The organism is Modestobacter excelsi (assembly GCF_005930495.1).
Taxonomy (GTDB): Bacteria; Actinomycetota; Actinomycetes; order Mycobacteriales; family Geodermatophilaceae; genus Modestobacter; species Modestobacter excelsi.
This window is the reverse complement of the sequence record NZ_SJEX01000004.1, coordinates 37,449-52,604: the sequence shown is the minus strand read 5'-3', so window position 1 is coordinate 52,604 and position 15,156 is coordinate 37,449. Positions and strand designations below refer to the sequence as shown.

15 protein-coding genes are annotated in these 15,156 nt (G+C 73.8%); 7 read left to right on the top strand and 8 right to left on the bottom strand.

Translation table 11 applies throughout. From position 1 onward, the window contains the following. Positions 1-22: 22 nt before the first annotated feature. The 6 genes from FHL80_RS02670 to FHL80_RS02645 all read left to right on the top strand — a co-directional run bounded on the left by FHL80_RS02670 (position 23) and on the right by FHL80_RS02645 (position 6,750). On the top strand, positions 23-1,639 hold the full coding sequence (locus tag FHL80_RS02670) for a hypothetical protein (protein ID WP_138731916.1): 1,617 nt from the start codon (positions 23-25) through the stop codon (positions 1,637-1,639). A 35-nt stretch (positions 1,640-1,674) separates the two neighbouring features. Beyond that, positions 1,675-2,691, top strand: coding sequence for a thioredoxin-disulfide reductase (gene trxB, locus FHL80_RS02665; RefSeq protein WP_246078413.1), 1,017 nt, complete (start codon positions 1,675-1,677; stop codon positions 2,689-2,691). Between the two features lie 34 nt (positions 2,692-2,725). Continuing rightward, complete coding sequence (gene trxA, locus FHL80_RS02660; protein ID WP_014743508.1) at positions 2,726-3,055, top strand: thioredoxin; 330 nt, start codon at positions 2,726-2,728, stop codon at positions 3,053-3,055. A gap of 152 nt (positions 3,056-3,207) precedes the next feature. Further along, entirely contained in the window at positions 3,208-4,338 is a 1,131-nt protein-coding gene (locus tag FHL80_RS02655; RefSeq protein ID WP_138731915.1) for an N-acetylmuramoyl-L-alanine amidase, read from the top strand. A 52-nt stretch (positions 4,339-4,390) separates the two neighbouring features. Next, complete coding sequence (locus tag FHL80_RS02650; protein WP_216870366.1) at positions 4,391-5,773, top strand: aminotransferase-like domain-containing protein; 1,383 nt, start codon at positions 4,391-4,393, stop codon at positions 5,771-5,773. Then, positions 5,770-6,750 (top strand): D-alanine--D-alanine ligase family protein, encoded by a 981-nt coding sequence (locus tag FHL80_RS02645; RefSeq protein ID WP_138731914.1) that lies wholly within the window; start codon positions 5,770-5,772, stop codon positions 6,748-6,750. Before FHL80_RS02650 ends, FHL80_RS02645 begins: the two co-directional genes overlap by 4 nt. 51 nt (positions 6,751-6,801) lie before the next feature. On the opposite strand, the gene FHL80_RS02640 is transcribed toward FHL80_RS02645, so the two are convergent. The 8 genes from FHL80_RS02640 to rpmH all read right to left on the bottom strand — a co-directional run bounded on the left by FHL80_RS02640 (position 6,802) and on the right by rpmH (position 12,532). Next, positions 6,802-7,851 (bottom strand): ParB/RepB/Spo0J family partition protein, encoded by a 1,050-nt coding sequence (locus tag FHL80_RS02640; RefSeq protein WP_138731913.1) that lies wholly within the window; start codon positions 7,849-7,851, stop codon positions 6,802-6,804. 67 nt (positions 7,852-7,918) lie between these two features. Further along, positions 7,919-8,980, bottom strand: a complete 1,062-nt coding sequence (locus FHL80_RS02635; protein ID WP_138731912.1) for a ParA family protein — start codon at positions 8,978-8,980, stop codon at positions 7,919-7,921. Between the two features lie 70 nt (positions 8,981-9,050). Next, on the bottom strand, positions 9,051-9,743 hold the full coding sequence (rsmG, locus tag FHL80_RS02630; RefSeq protein WP_138731911.1) for a 16S rRNA (guanine(527)-N(7))-methyltransferase RsmG: 693 nt from the start codon (positions 9,741-9,743) through the stop codon (positions 9,051-9,053). After that, the gene (locus FHL80_RS02625; protein ID WP_138731910.1) at positions 9,740-10,411 is read right to left on the bottom strand and encodes a Jag family protein; all 672 of its coding nucleotides are present in this window, start codon (positions 10,409-10,411) and stop codon (positions 9,740-9,742) included. Before FHL80_RS02625 ends, rsmG begins: the two co-directional genes overlap by 4 nt. Before the next feature lie 68 nt (positions 10,412-10,479). Beyond that, positions 10,480-11,610 carry a membrane protein insertase YidC gene (gene yidC, locus FHL80_RS02620; protein WP_246078412.1) on the bottom strand — a complete coding sequence of 377 codons (1,131 nt, stop codon included), beginning with the start codon at positions 11,608-11,610 and terminating at the stop codon, positions 10,480-10,482. Then, complete coding sequence (yidD, locus tag FHL80_RS02615) at positions 11,603-11,980, bottom strand: membrane protein insertion efficiency factor YidD (protein ID WP_138731909.1); 378 nt, start codon at positions 11,978-11,980, stop codon at positions 11,603-11,605. Before yidD ends, yidC begins: the two co-directional genes overlap by 8 nt. Then, complete coding sequence (gene rnpA, locus FHL80_RS02610; protein WP_138731908.1) at positions 11,977-12,393, bottom strand: ribonuclease P protein component; 417 nt, start codon at positions 12,391-12,393, stop codon at positions 11,977-11,979. The genes yidD and rnpA overlap by 4 nt, the downstream gene beginning before the upstream one ends. Position 12,394: 1 nt before the next feature. Further along, positions 12,395-12,532: a 50S ribosomal protein L34 gene (rpmH, locus tag FHL80_RS02605; protein ID WP_014743519.1), complete on the bottom strand. Its 138-nt coding sequence runs from the start codon at positions 12,530-12,532 to the stop codon at positions 12,395-12,397. Between the two features lie 676 nt (positions 12,533-13,208). Between rpmH and dnaA the strand changes: the two genes are divergently transcribed. Then, positions 13,209-15,068, top strand: coding sequence for a chromosomal replication initiator protein DnaA (dnaA, locus tag FHL80_RS02600; protein ID WP_138731907.1), 1,860 nt, complete (start codon positions 13,209-13,211; stop codon positions 15,066-15,068). The last annotated feature ends 88 nt before the right edge of the window (positions 15,069-15,156 follow it).

The following is a 15,156-nucleotide window of genomic DNA, read 5'->3' as shown; positions in this document are numbered from 1 at the left end:
GAGCAGGGGGTCGGCAGCGTCCGTGACGTCGACGACAACGGGCCTGCCCGACCGCTACCGCCCGCTCGACCAGGTGGCCCCCGACGAGGAGACCCCCACCGGGGTCATCCGTTCCTGGCGCGCCCGTGACCGGGTGCTCAACCGCGACGTGGCGCTGCGGGTGCACACCCCCGGCGGCCCGGCCGCCCGGGAGTGGATCACCCGCGCGCTGACCGCCGGCGGGCTGGCCACCCCGGCCCTGGCGATGGTCTACGACGCCGCCGAGGGCACCGGGGGCACCGAGCCCGGCGGCGCCGCCTACGTGGTCAACGAGTGGATCGAGGGCACCCGGCTCTCCGACCGGCTGGCCACCGACGGCCCACTGCCCGAGCGCGAGGCCCGGTCGCTGGTGCGCCGCCTCGCCGAGGGCGTCGCCGAGGCGCACCGGGTCGGCCTGGCGGTCGGCGGGCTGACCCCCGAGCACGTGGTGCTCCGGCCCGGCGGGCTGGTCGGGCTGCTGTCGGTCCCCGCGGCCAGCGGCACCGAGAAGGGCGACATCGCCGCCCTGGGCGCGCTGCTGGAGCTCTGCCTCACCGGCTCCCGGCCCCAGGACGCCGGCCGCGCCGGCATCGCCTCACCCGACCTGGCCGCCCTGGTCCGCCGGGCGCGGTCCGACGACCCGGCCACCGGGCTGTCCAACGTCAGCACCATGGTGGCGCTGCTCGCCGTGCCGCCCCGGCCGGGCACCGGCCCGCAGGAGGCCGTCCGGCCCGACGGGTACACCGACAGCGGCTGGATGCGCCGGCTCCGCGAGCGCCGGGAGGACGCCCCGGACGACGGGCCGGTGCGCCTGGAGCGGGGCGCCCTGCCCCCGGTGCCCGGTGCGGTGCCCGGCCGGCCGTTCCCGTCCCGGCCCGCCGCACCCGCCGCCGAGGAGGACGACCTCGACTGGGGCGAGACCTTCGCCACCGACGAGGACGCACCCGTCGACGGGCGCCGCGCCGCGACGAGCGCGCGCCGGAGGCTGGCCGTCGTCGGGCTGCCGCTGCTCGCGCTCGCCCTGGTGATCGCCTTCGCGCTGTGGTTCGGCAACAACGTGCTGTCCGTGGCCGGCAGCGTCGACCAGGAGGGGTCCACCCCGAGCGCCTCCGCCGGCGCCGGTACCGGCACGACGTCCGCCTCCGCGCCGAGCAGCGCGGCCGCCCCGGTGGCCGGCGCCGCCGTCCCGGTGACTACCGCGACGATCTACGACCCCTTCGGCGACGGCGACCCGGACAACGACGACGACGTGCAGCTCAGCGTCGACGGCGACCCCGCGACCGCGTGGTCGACCGTGACCTACCGCAGGGCGGCCTTCGGCAACCTCAAGCCCGGCGTCGGCGTCGTGTACGACCTGGGCAGCGACCAGGCGCTGGCCGGCGTCAGGCTCACCACCACGCTGCCCGGCTCCACCGTCCAGGTGCGCACCGGCAGCAGCCCCGACGGCGACCTGGAGGCCTTCCCGGTCGCGGGCACGGCCACGCTGGCCGGCACCGACGACATCGCCTTCAGCGCCCCCGTGACGGCCCGCTACGTGCTGGTGTGGGTCACCGGCCTGACCGGCGTCCCGGACGGCTTCCAGGCCGACCTGGCCGAGGTCGCCGTCACCGCCGCGGGCTGACGCGGGCGGGGAATGCCGCACCCACCCTGTCCGTTGTGCCGCCCGTGACGAGCAACGACACCTCCCCCGGCCTGACGGTCCCGACCAGCGCCGCGCCGGCCATCCCCCCGGCCGAGCACGACGGGATCCGCGACCTGATCATCATCGGGTCCGGTCCGGCGGGGTACACCGCGGCGACCTACGCCGCCCGGGCGAACCTGCACCCGCTGGTGTTCGAGGGCTCCCAGTTCGGTGGCGCGCTGATGACCACCACCGAGGTCGAGAACTTCCCGGGCTTCCCCGAGGGCATCCAGGGCCCGCAGCTGATGGACGACATGCGCACCCAGGCCGAGCGCTTCGGCGCCGAGCTCGTGGCGCGGGACGTCTCCGAGGTCGACCTCACGGCCGACCCGAAGGTCGTCAAGGTCGGCGACGAGGTGCACCTGGCCCACGCGGTCATCGTGGCCACCGGGTCGAAGTACCGGTACCTGGGCCTGGACAACGAGCAGCGGCTGCTCGGCCGCGGCGTCTCGGCCTGTGCCACCTGTGACGGGTTCTTCTTCCGCGACCAGGACATCGTCGTGGTCGGCGGCGGTGACTCCGCGATGGAGGAGGCGACCTTCCTCACCCGGTTCGCCAAGTCGGTCACCCTGGTGCACCGTCGTCCCGAGCTGCGCGCCTCGAAGATCATGCAGAAGCGCGCCCAGGACAACGAGAAGATCCGCTGGGCGCTGGGCAAGCAGGTCACCGACGTGCACGGCGACACCACCGTCGAGGCGGTCGAGCTGACCGACGTCGCCACCGGCGCGACCGAGCAGCTGCCGGTGTCCGGCCTGTTCGTCGCGATCGGCCACGACCCGCGCACCGAGCTGTTCGTCGGTCAGCTGAAGCTGGACGACGAGGGGTACGTCGTCGTCGACCACCCGACGACCCGGACCAACATCGACGGCGTCTTCGCCTGCGGCGACGTCGTGGACCACATCTACCGGCAGGCGATCACCTCGGCCGGCACCGGTGCCGCCGCCGCGATCGATGCCGAGCGCTGGCTCGCCGAGACCTTCGACGAGCGCTGAACTCCTCCATCCCCTCACAACAAGGAGCACCTCCATGGCCGGCAAGAACACCGTGACCGTCACCGACGCCAGCTTCGCCAGCGACGTCCTGGGCAGCGACAAGCCCGTCCTCGTCGACTTCTGGGCCGAGTGGTGCGGGCCGTGCAAGATGGTCGCCCCGGTGCTCGAGGAGATCGCGGCCGAGCACGCCGACAAGCTGACGATCGCCAAGCTCAACATCGACGAGAACCCGCAGATCGCCCGGGACTACCAGGTGATGTCGATCCCGACGATGACCGTCTTCCAGGGCGGCAAGCCGGTCAAGAGCATCATCGGCGCGAAGCCCAAGGGCGCCATCCTGTCGGACCTGTCCGACTACCTCTGAGGGAGGGCCCGCCAGCCGGCGGGCCGACCCGATCCACCGAGGCCCGCCCGTCCTCCCGGACCGGCGGGCCTCGGCGGTCCGTGCGGGGATGCCACAATCGTCGGGGAGCACCACCCCGCCCGATCCCAGAGGACAGGAGCGACGACCGCCGCATGGACGTCCTGCGACCCGGCAGCACCGGTCCCGTCGTGGCCGAGGTGCAGGCAGTCCTCCGGTCCCTCGAGCTGCTCGACGGCCAGCCCACCCAGGCACCCGAGTACGACCAGGCGACCGAGCTCGCCGTCCGGCACTTCCAGCAGGTCCGCGGGCTGTCCGTCGACGGCCGGGTGGGCGATGAGACCTACCGGGCGCTGAACGAGGCCCGTTGGTCGCTGGGCGACCGGCTGCTGCGCTACGACCCCGAGCACCCGGCCCGCGGCGACGACGTCCGCCGGCTGCAGGAGCTGCTGCTCGAGCTCGGCTACGACGCCGGCCGCGCCGACGGCATCCTGGGCGCGGAGACCGAGTCCGGGCTGCGCACGTTCCAGCGCGACTACGGCCTGACCGCCGACGGCACCTGCGGCCCGGCCACGCTGCGCGCGCTCAAGCAGCTCGGCCGCCGGGTCACCGGTGGCCGACCGCAGCTGCTGCGGCAGAGCGCCTCGATGGTCGAGTCCGGCTCGCACCTCATCGGCCGGGTCATCGTCATCGACCCCGGTCACGGCGGCGAGGACACCGGCTACACCGCAGGGGAGACCACCGAGGCCGATCTGGTCTTCGACCTCGCCTCCCGGATCGAGGGCCGGCTGGCCGCCGCGGGCGCCACCGTCTACCTGACCCGCGGTCGGGCCGGTGACCCCGTCGTCGGGGACCGCACCGCGTTCGCCAACGAGACCCGTGCCGACCTGTTCCTCTCCCTGCACATGGAGGCGCACGGCTCGGCGCACGCCCGGGGCGTGGCCAGCTACTACTACGGCACCGGGTCCGGAGCCAGCTCCACGGTGGGCGAGGAGTTCGCCAACCTGGTCCGGCGCGAGGTCATCGCCCGCACCGGGATGCTGGACTGCGGCTCGCACCCGAAGACCTGGGACATCCTGCGGATGACCCGGATGCCCGCCGTCCGGATCGACTGCGGCTACCTGTCCCACCCGGTCGACCGGCTGCTCCTGCTCGACGCCCGCACCCGCAGCACGGTGGCCCAGGCCGTCGTCGCCGCCGTCCAGCGGCTGTTCCTGCCCGCCGACGCCGACCCGGCGACCGGCACGTTCCTGCTGCCGCCCCGGATGAGCTCGCCGACGGCCTAGGGTCGCGGCGCGCCGCGTCGGGGACGGACCGGTCCCGCCTACACTCCGACGGGTGACCCCTCCTGTGCCCGACCCTGCGGTCGGAACCGGTCAGGCCGGGGCGTACTCCAGCGGTGCGTCCCCGCACGTCTCCCCGCGGCACCCGCGGCTGGACCCCCTGGCAGACCGGTACGCAGCACGCACCCACGGCATGAAGAGCTCGGAGATCCGGGCGCTGTTCTCCGTGGTCAGCCGCCCCGAGGTCGTCTCGCTGGCCGGCGGCATGCCGGCCGTCACCGCCCTGCCGCTCGACGCGGTCGGCTCGATGATCGGCGAGCTCGTCTCCGGGATGGGCGCCCAGACCCTGCAGTACGGCTCCGGCCAGGGCGACCCGCGGCTGCGCGAGCGGATCTGCGACGTGATGGCCCTGGAGGGCATCACCGACGCCCGGCCCAGCGAGGTCGTCGTCACCGTCGGCTCCCAGCAGGGGCTGGACCTGGTCACCCGGGTGTTCGTCGACCCCGGTGACGTCATCCTGGCCGAGGCGCCGTCCTACGTCGGTGCGCTGGGCGTCTTCCAGGCCGCGCAGGCGCGGGTCCGGCACGTCGCCATGGACGACGACGGACTGGTCCCCGAGGCGCTGGAGCAGGCGCTGCTGGAGTGCCGGGCCCGCGGCGAGCGGGTCAAGTTCCTCTACACCGTGCCGAACTTCCACAACCCGGCCGGCATCACCCTCTCCGAGCCCCGCCGCGAGCGGGTCATCGCGATCGCCGAGCAGTACGACCTGCTGGTCATCGAGGACAACCCCTACGGGCTGCTGGGCTTCGACCACGAGCCGATGCGCGCGCTGCGGGCCCGCAACGAGGAACGGGTCATCTACCTCGGCTCGTTCTCCAAGACCTTCTCCCCGGGCCTGCGGGTCGGCTGGGTGCTGGCCCCGCTCGCCGTCCGCGAGAAGCTCGTGCTGGCCACCGAGGCGCAGGTGCTCTGCCCGCCGTCGCTGACCCAGTACGCCGTCGCCCGGTACCTGGACACCCAGCCGTGGCGCGAGCAGATCAAGGTCTTCACCGAGCTCTACCGGGAGCGCCGCGACGCCACCCTGGAGTCGCTGACCGCCCTCATGCCCCCCGGCACCACCTGGACCCGGCCGGACGGCGGCTTCTACGTGTGGCTGAAGCTGCCGCACGGGCTGGACGCCAAGCTCATGCAGCCCCGGGCAGTGGCCGCGCACGTCGCCTACGTGCCGGGCATCGGCTTCTACGCCGACGGCCAGGGCCGGGAGTACATGCGGCTGTCCTACTGCTACCCCGAGCCGGACCGGATCCGGGAGGGCGTGCGCCGGCTGGCCCGGGTCATCGAGGCCGAGCTGGACCTGCACTCCACCTTCGACGCGGTGGACACCGGCACGTTCCGCGCCGTGTCCACCCCCCACGCAGACGAGGACCGTCACCCATGAGCGAGCCGGCCGCCGCACCGGTGGAGGCACCCCGCAAGGACCCGCTGCGCGCTCTCGTGCTCGCCGGCGGGCTGACCTTCGAGCGGGAGGTCAGCATCAACTCCGGCGGCCAGGTCGTCGAGGCGCTCAGCCGCGCCGGGGTCGAGGCCGAACTGCACGACGCGGACGCCGAGCTGCTCCCCGGGCTGTCGGGGGCGCCGGTGGACGCGGTGTTCATCGCCCTGCACGGCGCCACCGGCGAGGACGGCGCGCTGCGCGCGGTGCTGGACCTGGCCGGCGTGCCCTACGTCGGCTCACCGGCCGCCGCCTGCCGGCTGGCCTGGGACAAGCCGGCCGCCAAGTCGGTGGTGGGGTCGGCCGGCGTCTCGACGCCGGACTGGGTCGCGCTCCCGCACAGCACGTTCCGCGAGCTGGGCGCCGGCGCGGTGCTGGACCTCATCGTGGCCCGGCTCGGGCTGCCGCTGATGGTCAAGCCGGCCTCGGGCGGCTCCGCCCTCGGCGTGCAGAAGGTCAGCCGGGTCGAGGACCTGCCGGCGGCGATGGTGAGCTGCTTCGCCTACGGCGACACGGTGATGGTCGAGCGCTTCGTCGACGGGGTCGAGCTGGCGCTGTCCGTCATCGACCTGGGGGAGGGGCCCGAGGCACTGCCGGCGGTCGAGATCGCCCCCGAGTCCGGCGTCTTCGACTACACCTCGCGCTACACCCCCGGGATGACGGAGTACCACTCCCCGGCCCGGGTCTCCGGGGCCGTCGCGGCACGCGCGGCCGAGGTCGCGCTGCGGGTGCACGAGGTCCTCGGCCTCGCCGGGCTGTCCCGCACCGACGCCATCGTCACCCCGGACGGCGAGGTGCACTTCCTCGAGGTGAACGTCTCACCGGGGCTGACCGAGACGTCGATGTTCCCGATGGCGGTCGAGGCGGCCGGGTACCAGCTCGGTGACGTCCTCGGCCGGCTCCTCGCCCGCGCGGCCGAGTAGAGCTCCGGTCCCGGCCGTTCCGTCAGTGACGGAACGGCCGGAAAGGCCAGGTCAGGGCTGCGCCGCCCGCCCGGTGAGGTCCGGTGCCATCATGCCGACGATCCGCTGCAGGTCGTCCACCGAGCCGAACTCGACCACGATCCGGCCCTTGGCCCGGCCGATCTGGACCTTCACCTTGGTCTCGAAGACGTCGGAGAGCCGCCCGGCGAGGTCCTCGACCCCGGGGGCGGAGAGCTTGCGGGCCGTCCGGCGGGCGGCCGTCGGGCTCTCGGCGACGGCCATGGCGACCGCCTCCTCGGTCGCGCGCACCGACATGCCCTCGGCGACGATCCGGGTGGCGAGCGCGTCCTGCGCCCCGGCCTCCGGCAGCCCCAGCAGCGCCCGGGCGTGCCCGGCGGAGATCACCCCGGCCGCGACCCGGGTCTGCACCTTCACCGGCAGCTTCAGCAGCCGGATGGTGTTGGTGACCTGGGAGCGGCTGCGGCCGATCTTGCTGGCCAGCTCCTCGTGCGTGGCGCCGAACTCCTCCAGCAGCTGCTGGTAGGCGGCGGCCTCCTCCAGCGGGTTGAGCTGCACCCGGTGGATGTTCTCCAGCAGGGCGTCCCGGAGCATCGCGTCGTCGGTGGTGTCCCGGACGATGGCCGGCACCGTCTCCAGGCCGGCGGCCCGGGAGGCGCGCAGCCGGCGCTCGCCCATGATGAGCTCGTAGCGGCCCTCACCGGCCTCGCGGACGACGATCGGCTGGAGCAGGCCGAACTCGCGCACCGAGTGGGTGAGCTCCTCCAGCGCCTCGTCGTCGAAGACCTGGCGCGGCTGCTTGGGGTTGGGGACCACCTCGTCGACCGGGAGCTCGCGCAGGAAGGCACCGGGGACGCCCGCCACGTCCTCGAGGACCCGGGCCGGCAGCTCGTGGACCGACGCGGTGCGCCCCTCGTCGCCGTCCGGGGGCGTGGCGCCGGTCTGCTCGACCGCAGCGGCCCCCGCCGCCTCAGCAGCCTCGGCCGCCTCGGCTGCCCGGGCCGCCGGCGTCGCCGTCGGTGCGGGCGCGCTGGTGGGGATGAGAGCCGCCAGGCCCCGGCCGAGACCGCCGCGCTTCGTCACAGGTCCTCCTCGCAGGTGCCCGGGGTCCGCAGCAGCGGCCGGGCGGTGAGCTGGGTGCCCACGGTCGTCACGTGGCGTGCCGTCCGCGGGGAGCAGAGGTGGCCACCGGCTCGCCGAGCACCAGCGCGGCCACCGACGGGGGACCGGCCACCGGGGGCGGCGGGGCGGCCTTCGGCGGCGCCGGGGCCGGCGGCAGGGCGACGCCCCGCTGGGCGAACTCGCGCGCGGCCTCGACGTAGCTGGTGGCCCCCCGGGACCCCGGGTCGTAGGTGAGCACCGACTGGCCGTAGCCCGGCGCCTCGCTGACCCGGACGTTGCGCGGGATGACCGTGCCGAGCACCAGGTCGCCGAAGTGGTTGCGCACCTCGTCGGCCACCTGGTCGGCGAGCTTGGTCCGCCCGTCGTACATGGTGAGCAGGATGGTGCCCACCGAGATGCCGGGGTTCAGGTGCGCCCGGACCAGGTCGATGTTGGCGAGGAGCTGACCGAGGCCCTCGAGCGCGTAGTACTCGCACTGGATGGGGATGAGCACCTCGTCCCCCGCGACGAGCGCGTTGAGGGTCAGCAGCCCCAGCGACGGCGGGCAGTCGATGAGGACGTAGTGCGGGCGCTCCTCGGCGGGGAGCTCGTGCAGGTACGTCTCGATCGAGCGGCGCAGCCGGTGTTCCCGGGCGACGACGGAGACCAGCTCGATCTCGGCACCGGCCAGGTCGATCGTCGCCGGCACGCAGAGCAGGTTCGGGCTGGCGGTGGTCGGGTGGACGACCTCGGCCAGGGTGTTGTCCCCGATCAGGGCGTCGTAGATCGACAGCGTCCCGACCGTGTGCTCCACCCCGAGGGCGGTGCTGGCGTTCCCCTGCGGGTCCAGGTCGATGACCAGGGTGCGCAGCCCGTACATGGCCAGGGCCACGCCCAGGTTGACCGTCGAGGTGGTCTTGCCGACGCCGCCCTTCTGGTTGGCGATCGTGACCACCCGGATCCGTCCGGGGGCGGGGAAGGGGTCCTGGTCGGCGGCGTGGAGCACCCGGGTGGCCCGCATCGCCTCCATGGCGATGGGGCTGTCGAACTCGGGCGTGACCGCCACGTCAGCGGCGAGACTGGTGCGCAGTCGCTCGCCGGGGTCCGTCATCGGTGCATCCTCCTCACCGCCGTGTTCCACGTGGAACGGCGTCTGCGTGTTCCACGTGGAACTCGACCGCTCAGCCGGTCGGGCGCGGCCGTCGCGGCGCTCCACCGCGCGTCATCACCACCACGGTAGTGGCTGCGGCACCCAGGTCGACACCGACGGCCCGTGTCCGCACGTCCTGCATCCCGGCCGCCTCCAGCTCGGGCACCAGGTCGGGGACCTCGGCTGCCGCGCGGGCCCCCACGAGGGCGATCAACTGGGTGCCCGGGGCCAGCAGCCCGCGGCACCAGCCGACCAGCCGGGGCAGTGGCGCGACCGCCCGGGCGGTGACCACGTCCACCGGGCCGACGGCGCGGACCACCGAGCGCTCCTCGGCCCGCCCGCGGACGATCCGCCAGGGCGTGCCCAGCGCGGTGACGACGTCCTGCAGGAACTCCACCCGCCGGGCCATCGGCTCCACCAGGGTGAGGGTGAGGTCCGGACGGGCCAGCCCCAGCGGGATGCCGGGCAGCCCGGCGCCGCTTCCGACGTCGACCACCCGTGCCCCGGCCGGCACCGCCTCGGCCAGCGCGGCGCTGTTGAGCACGTGCCGGTCCCACAGCCGCGACACCTCCCGCGGGCCGATCAACCCGCGGACGACCCCGTCCCCGGCGAGCATGGCCACGTACCGCTCGGCGGCACCGACGGCGTCCCCGAAGACGCCGGCAGCAGCCGCCGGAGGTTCCGGAACCGGCTGGTTCTGGATGTCGCCGGAGGGGTCGCTCACTGGTCCGGCAGGACCACGACGCGCCGGTTCGGCTCCTCGCCCTCCGACTCGCTGTGCACCCCGGCCGCGGCGGCGATGACGTCGTGCACGACCTTGCGCTCGAACGGGTTCATCGCCGCGAGCCGCTCGGGCTGGCCGCTCTGGGCCACCCGCTCGGCCGCGGCGGCGGCGAGGCTGGTCAGGTCGGCGCGGCGCTTGGCGCGGAACCCGCCGATGTCGAGCATCAACCGGCTGCGGACCCCGGTGGACTGGGCCACGGCGAGCCGGGTGAGCTCCTGCAGCGCCTCCAGCGTCGCGCCGTCCGGCCCGATCAGGGTCTTGAGCTGACCGCCGACGACCGCGACCGAGGCCCGGTCGCCCTCGACGTCGAGGTCGATGTCCCCGTCGACGTCCAGGATGTCCAGCAGTCGCTCGAGATAGTCGCCGGCCACGTCGCCCTCGCGGACCAGCAGGCTCTCGCCCTGCTCGGCGTCGTCCTGGTCCTCGTCGTCCTCGTCCTCGTCCTCGAGGTCGAGGTCGATCGGCTCGACGACGGCGTCGGCAGAGGCGGCGTCGGCGTCGGGCAGGGCCGGGTCACCGGCACCGCCGGTCTGGGGGAGCACCGCGTCCGAGGTCGCCTCGGCCGTCGTCACGGTGTCGGTTCCGGTGTGGTTGTCGGGTGCACTCACGGGGGTCCTCCAAGGTCGTGCAGGCGGCCGGGCGAACCCGGTGGTCGAGGGGCGGCGGGCCGCGCCGGTCAGCGGCGTTTGCGCTTGCCGCGGTTGGCCGGCCCGGCCGAGCGGCTACCGGTCGAGCCGGAGCGCGGTCGGTTGCCACCGCCGGCCGGACGACCGTTGGCCGTGCTGCCCGTCGCGCTCTCCCGGGGGCCGTCGACCGAGCCGTCGAGGGGGTCGTCCAGCCCGGCGTCCCCGGGCGCCACGCCGGTCGGCGGGACGTCCACCGGGTCGCCGTCGGTGCCCACGGTCGAGGTGGGGGCTGCGGTGGCCGGACGGCCGGGCTTGGGCCGGACCGGCTTGACGCCGGGCTTGGGTGCGAGCGCCTTCGGGTCGATCTGCGGCTTCTCGGCGGCGGCCTTGGCCAGCGCGTCCGGCGACCCGGGCGGGGGCAGCTTCTTCAGGATGTAGAACTGCTGGCCCAGGGTCCACAGGTTGTTGGTGAACCAGTAGAGGAGCACGCCGACCGGGAAGAAGAAGCCGGAGACGAAGAGGCTGATCGGCATGCCGTAGAGCAGCAGCTTCTGCACCATCGCGGCCTGGCCCTCGACCGGACCGGAACGCTTCTGGATCTGCTTCTGCGTGAAGAACGTCGTGAAGCACATGATGACGATCAGGACGACGCAGACGATCCGGATGTTGGTGTAGCTCGCCGGGATGTCGAGGATCTGGCTCTGCTTCGGCTCCTGCATGTTGAAGGAGCTCGAGATCGGCGCCCCGAACAGCTTGGCGACCGCTGCCTGGCGGGTGAGATCGGTGGACCAGCTGTACAGACCCTCGGAGGTCGGCGTCAGCCGGCGGAGGACGTGGAAGAGCGCGATGAAGACCGGGATCTGCGGGAGCAGCGGCAGGCAGCCGGCCAGCGGGTTGACCCCGCGCTCCTTCTGCAGCGCCATCATCGCGGTGCTGAAGCCCTGCTTGTCACTGCCGTACTGCTTGCGCAGCTTCTGGATCTCCGGCTGGATCTCCTGCATCGCCCGCTGGCTCTTGACCTGCTTGACGAACAACCGGAACAGCAGCACCCGGATGGTGATGACCAGGAAGACGATCGACAGGGCCCAGCTCAGACCGCCGGCGGGGTCGAGGAAGTTCGAGAACAGCGAGTGCCAGGTCTTCATCACCCACGAGATCGCGGTGTACAGCCAGTCAAGCAACGCCAGCCTCCTGCTGCGCTGACCGGCCAGGGGCCGGCGGGGTGGCACCGTGGCGACGATCGGGGTCGTCGGCCGGCGGCACCGGTGGAGTGGTCGGGTCCGACGCCGCTGTGCACGACGAGTGGGTGGGCTCAGCAGTTCCAGCGCGCGGCGGGACCAGGTCGACCCCGCCGGGGTGCCACGGCGCGCACTTGGCGAGCCGGCGCACGGCCAGCCAGGTGCCGCGTCCGGCGCCGTGGACCTCGATCGCCTCGGCGGCGTAGGTGCTGCAGCTGGGTTCGAAACGGCACCGCGGCGGGAACGCCGGGCTGATCGCCCGCTGGTAGAAGCGGACCGCCGCCAGCAGCGCGCGGGCAGGGGCGGCGGTCATGGCCGGCGCGCCCGCGGGGCGCCCGGGCGGTCGCCGAGCAACCGGTCCAGGCCGGCGTCCAGGTCGCGCCCGAGCACCGCGGAACCGGCGTCGGCCGCCTCCGGGCGGGCCCGCACCACCAGGTCGGCCGTGGCCGGCAACCGGTGCAGCCGGGCGCCGAGCAGGTGCCGCAGCTGGCGGGTCACCCGGTGCCGGCAGACCGAGTTGCCGACGGACCTGCCGACCACGAAACCGGCCCGCGGCCCGGCCGGGGGGTCCAGCGGACCCCCGGACCGGACGACGGGCCGGGTCGTGTCGGCTGGTCGTTCAGGGAGGTAGTGCAGCACCAGGGTGGGACGCCCGGCACGTCGGCCGGACCGCACCACCGCGGTGAACTCCGGCCGCCGGCGCAGGCGTGCCTGCGCAGGCAGCACCTCAGGCGGAGAGCTTGGCGCGACCCTTGGACCGGCGACCGGCGAGGATGGCGCGGCCGGCCCGGGTCCGCATCCGCAGCCGGAAGCCGTGGGTCTTGGACCGGCGACGGTTGTTCGGCTGGAACGTGCGCTTGCTCACGAGGGACTCCTACTGCTGACGACGTCGGGGCGGCGCGGACCCGGGTGGGCCCCGCACGCGCGGGCACGGGTGGTCGTCGGCCGGGAGGCCGTCCGACCGGCCCCGTGCCCGGGGCTGGTCTGCCGTGCGCAGACTCGGGACGGCCCCCGGAACGGGGACCAGCACCGGGTCCAGTGCACAGACTCCGACCAGCATAGCCGAGACGCACCGCGGACCGCGGCGGGCTGCGGCGGGCTGCGGCGCTGGCCGGACCGCTCATGGTGGACCAGCTCCGGTCCGCAGCGGTACCGGACACGCCGGGCTCCCGGAGGTCGCCGCACCGACGTCGTTGCCGGGCTGTGGATGGAGCTGTTAGCGTCCCGGTCGCTCCGCGTTGGACGAACGGTGGCCGGTTCGTACGCCGACCCCGTCGCCCCGCCGGTCCCGCGCCCCTTCCCCCGACGTCCGAACAGGGCGCCGACCAGCGACGACGCCGGACCCCCGGTCCTGGACCCCGGGTCCGGGGACCAGGTGTCGCCGGGCGTGCACAGACTGTGGACACTCGTGTGGACAGCGCGCCTCCGGACGTCCACAGCTGGGGACCGGACGGGGGATCCAGCAGGACGTCGGCACACCCGTCCCACCTGTGGACGACGGCGCCGGGCGACGACAGAAGGCACGGGAAGGGACACAGTCGATGGCCGACTCCACGGTCGACCTGGCGACGGTCTGGGACCAGATCCGCGAGCGGCTCTCCACCAGCCTGTCCCCGCAGCAGAACGCGATGCTCAACCTCACCCGCCCGCTCGGGCTGGTCGAGGACACCGCGGTGCTCGCCGCTCCCAACGAGTTCACCCAGACCGTGCTCGAGTCACGGATGCGCATGCAGCTGGCCGAGGCGCTGTCGGCGGAGTTCGGCCGGGCCATCCGGGTGGCCGTCCAGCTCGAGGACGTGCCCGGACCCACGCCGGCCGCGGCGCCCTCGCCGGTCCGCCGGGCCGAGGCGCCCGACGACCGCCGCTGGGCCCTCGCCGACCGGGAGCGGCTCACCCCGGTGAGCCCGACCCCGGACTGGTCGGCCGACGACCGGCTGGCCCAGGACCAGCTCGCCCAGGACCGCCTCGCCCACGACCGCGCCTCGGCCGAGCTCGCCGCCCGCGAGCGGGCCGCCTCCGACCGCGCCGCGGAGGACCGTGCCGACCGCGACCGGGTCGACGACGGGCGCAGCGCCTTCGGGGTGCGCGCCGACGCCGCCCGGGCCGAGGCGTGGCTGCCGGAGTCCGGGGACGGCCGCGACTGGTCCCGCGGGTCCGCGCGCCCGGTCGCCGAGGAGGGCCCGGGGGAGTGGCAGTCCGGCGACAGCGGCCCCGGGGTCGGGGTGCAGGCCCGGCTGGCGCCCTGGGACCGGGAGGCCGACGACGACGGCGGCCGCAGCCAGGACACCGACCGTCGACCTGCCGAGCGCGGCGGACGGGGGCAGGGCGCCGTCCCGCTGTTCGCCGACCGCCGGCCGGCCGGGCTGGACCCGGGCCTGAACGCCAAGTACGTCTTCGACAGCTTCGTCATCGGCAACAGCAACCGGTTCGCCCACGCGGCGGCGGTCGCCGTCGCCGAGGCGCCGGCGCGGGCCTACAACCCGCTGTTCATCTACGGCGACTCCGGGCTGGGCAAGACCCACCTGCTGCACGCGATCGGTCACTACGCCGCCCGGATGTTCCCCAACGTGCGGGTGCGGTACGTCAGCACCGAGGAGTTCACCAACGAGTTCATCAACCTGGTGCACTCCGGCCGGGCCGAGGACTTCCGCCGTCGCTACCGGGACATCGACTTCCTGCTGATCGACGACATCCAGTTCCTGGAGCGCGCCGAGCGCACCCAGGAGGAGTTCTTCCACACCTTCAACACGCTGCACAACGCCAGCAAGCAGATCGTCATCACCTCCGACCGGGCGCCGAAGAAGCTGACGACGCTGGAGGACCGGCTGCGGACCCGCTTCGAGTGGGGGCTGATCACCGACGTCCAGGCGCCGGACCTGGAGACCCGGATCGCCATCCTGCGGAAGAAGGCGTGGGGCGAGCGGCTGCAGGCGCCGGACGCCGTCCTGGAGTTCATCGCCAGCAAGGTGCAGACCAACATCCGCGAGCTCGAGGGCGCGCTGATCCGGGTCACCGCCTTCGCCAGCCTGAACAAGCAGCCGGTCGACCTGGCGCTCGCCGAGCTGGTGCTCAAGGACCTGATCAGCGACGAGCAGGGCCCGCAGATCACCGCGGCGATCATCATGGCGGCCACCGCGGAGTACTTCTCCGTGACGATGGAGGAGCTGCAGGGCTCCAACCGCAGCCGCACGCTGGTCAACGCCCGGCAGATCGCGATGTACCTGTGCCGGGAGCTGACCGAGCTGTCCCTGCCACGCATCGGTGCCTCGTTCGGCGGCAAGGACCACACCACGGTCATGCACGCGGTCAAGAAGATCACCGGCCTGATGAGCGAGCGACGGGCCACCTACACGCAGGTCACCGAGCTCACCGCACGGATCAAGAGCCGCGCCCGGCAGTGACCGTCTGTCCACCGCGGGTGGGTCACCCGTTGGCGTGACTTGTCGCCTTGTCCCCAGTTCTGTGCACAGGTTGGGGATCACCGGGTCC

What these genes read in the sequence shown, in the direction of transcription:
- dnaA (WP_138731907.1), top strand. Translation starts at nt 13,209, where the DNA reads ATGGCCGACTCCACGGTCGACCTGGCGACGGTCTGGGACCAGATCCGC.
- trxA (WP_014743508.1), top strand. Translation starts at nt 2,726, where the DNA reads ATGGCCGGCAAGAACACCGTGACCGTCACCGACGCCAGCTTCGCCAGC.
- FHL80_RS02635 (WP_138731912.1), bottom strand. Translation starts at nt 8,980, where the DNA reads ATGACGGACCCCGGCGAGCGACTGCGCACCAGTCTCGCCGCTGACGTG.
- yidD (WP_138731909.1), bottom strand. Translation starts at nt 11,980, where the DNA reads ATGACCGCCGCCCCTGCCCGCGCGCTGCTGGCGGCGGTCCGCTTCTAC.
- FHL80_RS02645 (WP_138731914.1), top strand. Translation starts at nt 5,770, where the DNA reads ATGAGCGAGCCGGCCGCCGCACCGGTGGAGGCACCCCGCAAGGACCCG.
- FHL80_RS02655 (WP_138731915.1), top strand. Translation starts at nt 3,208, where the DNA reads ATGGACGTCCTGCGACCCGGCAGCACCGGTCCCGTCGTGGCCGAGGTG.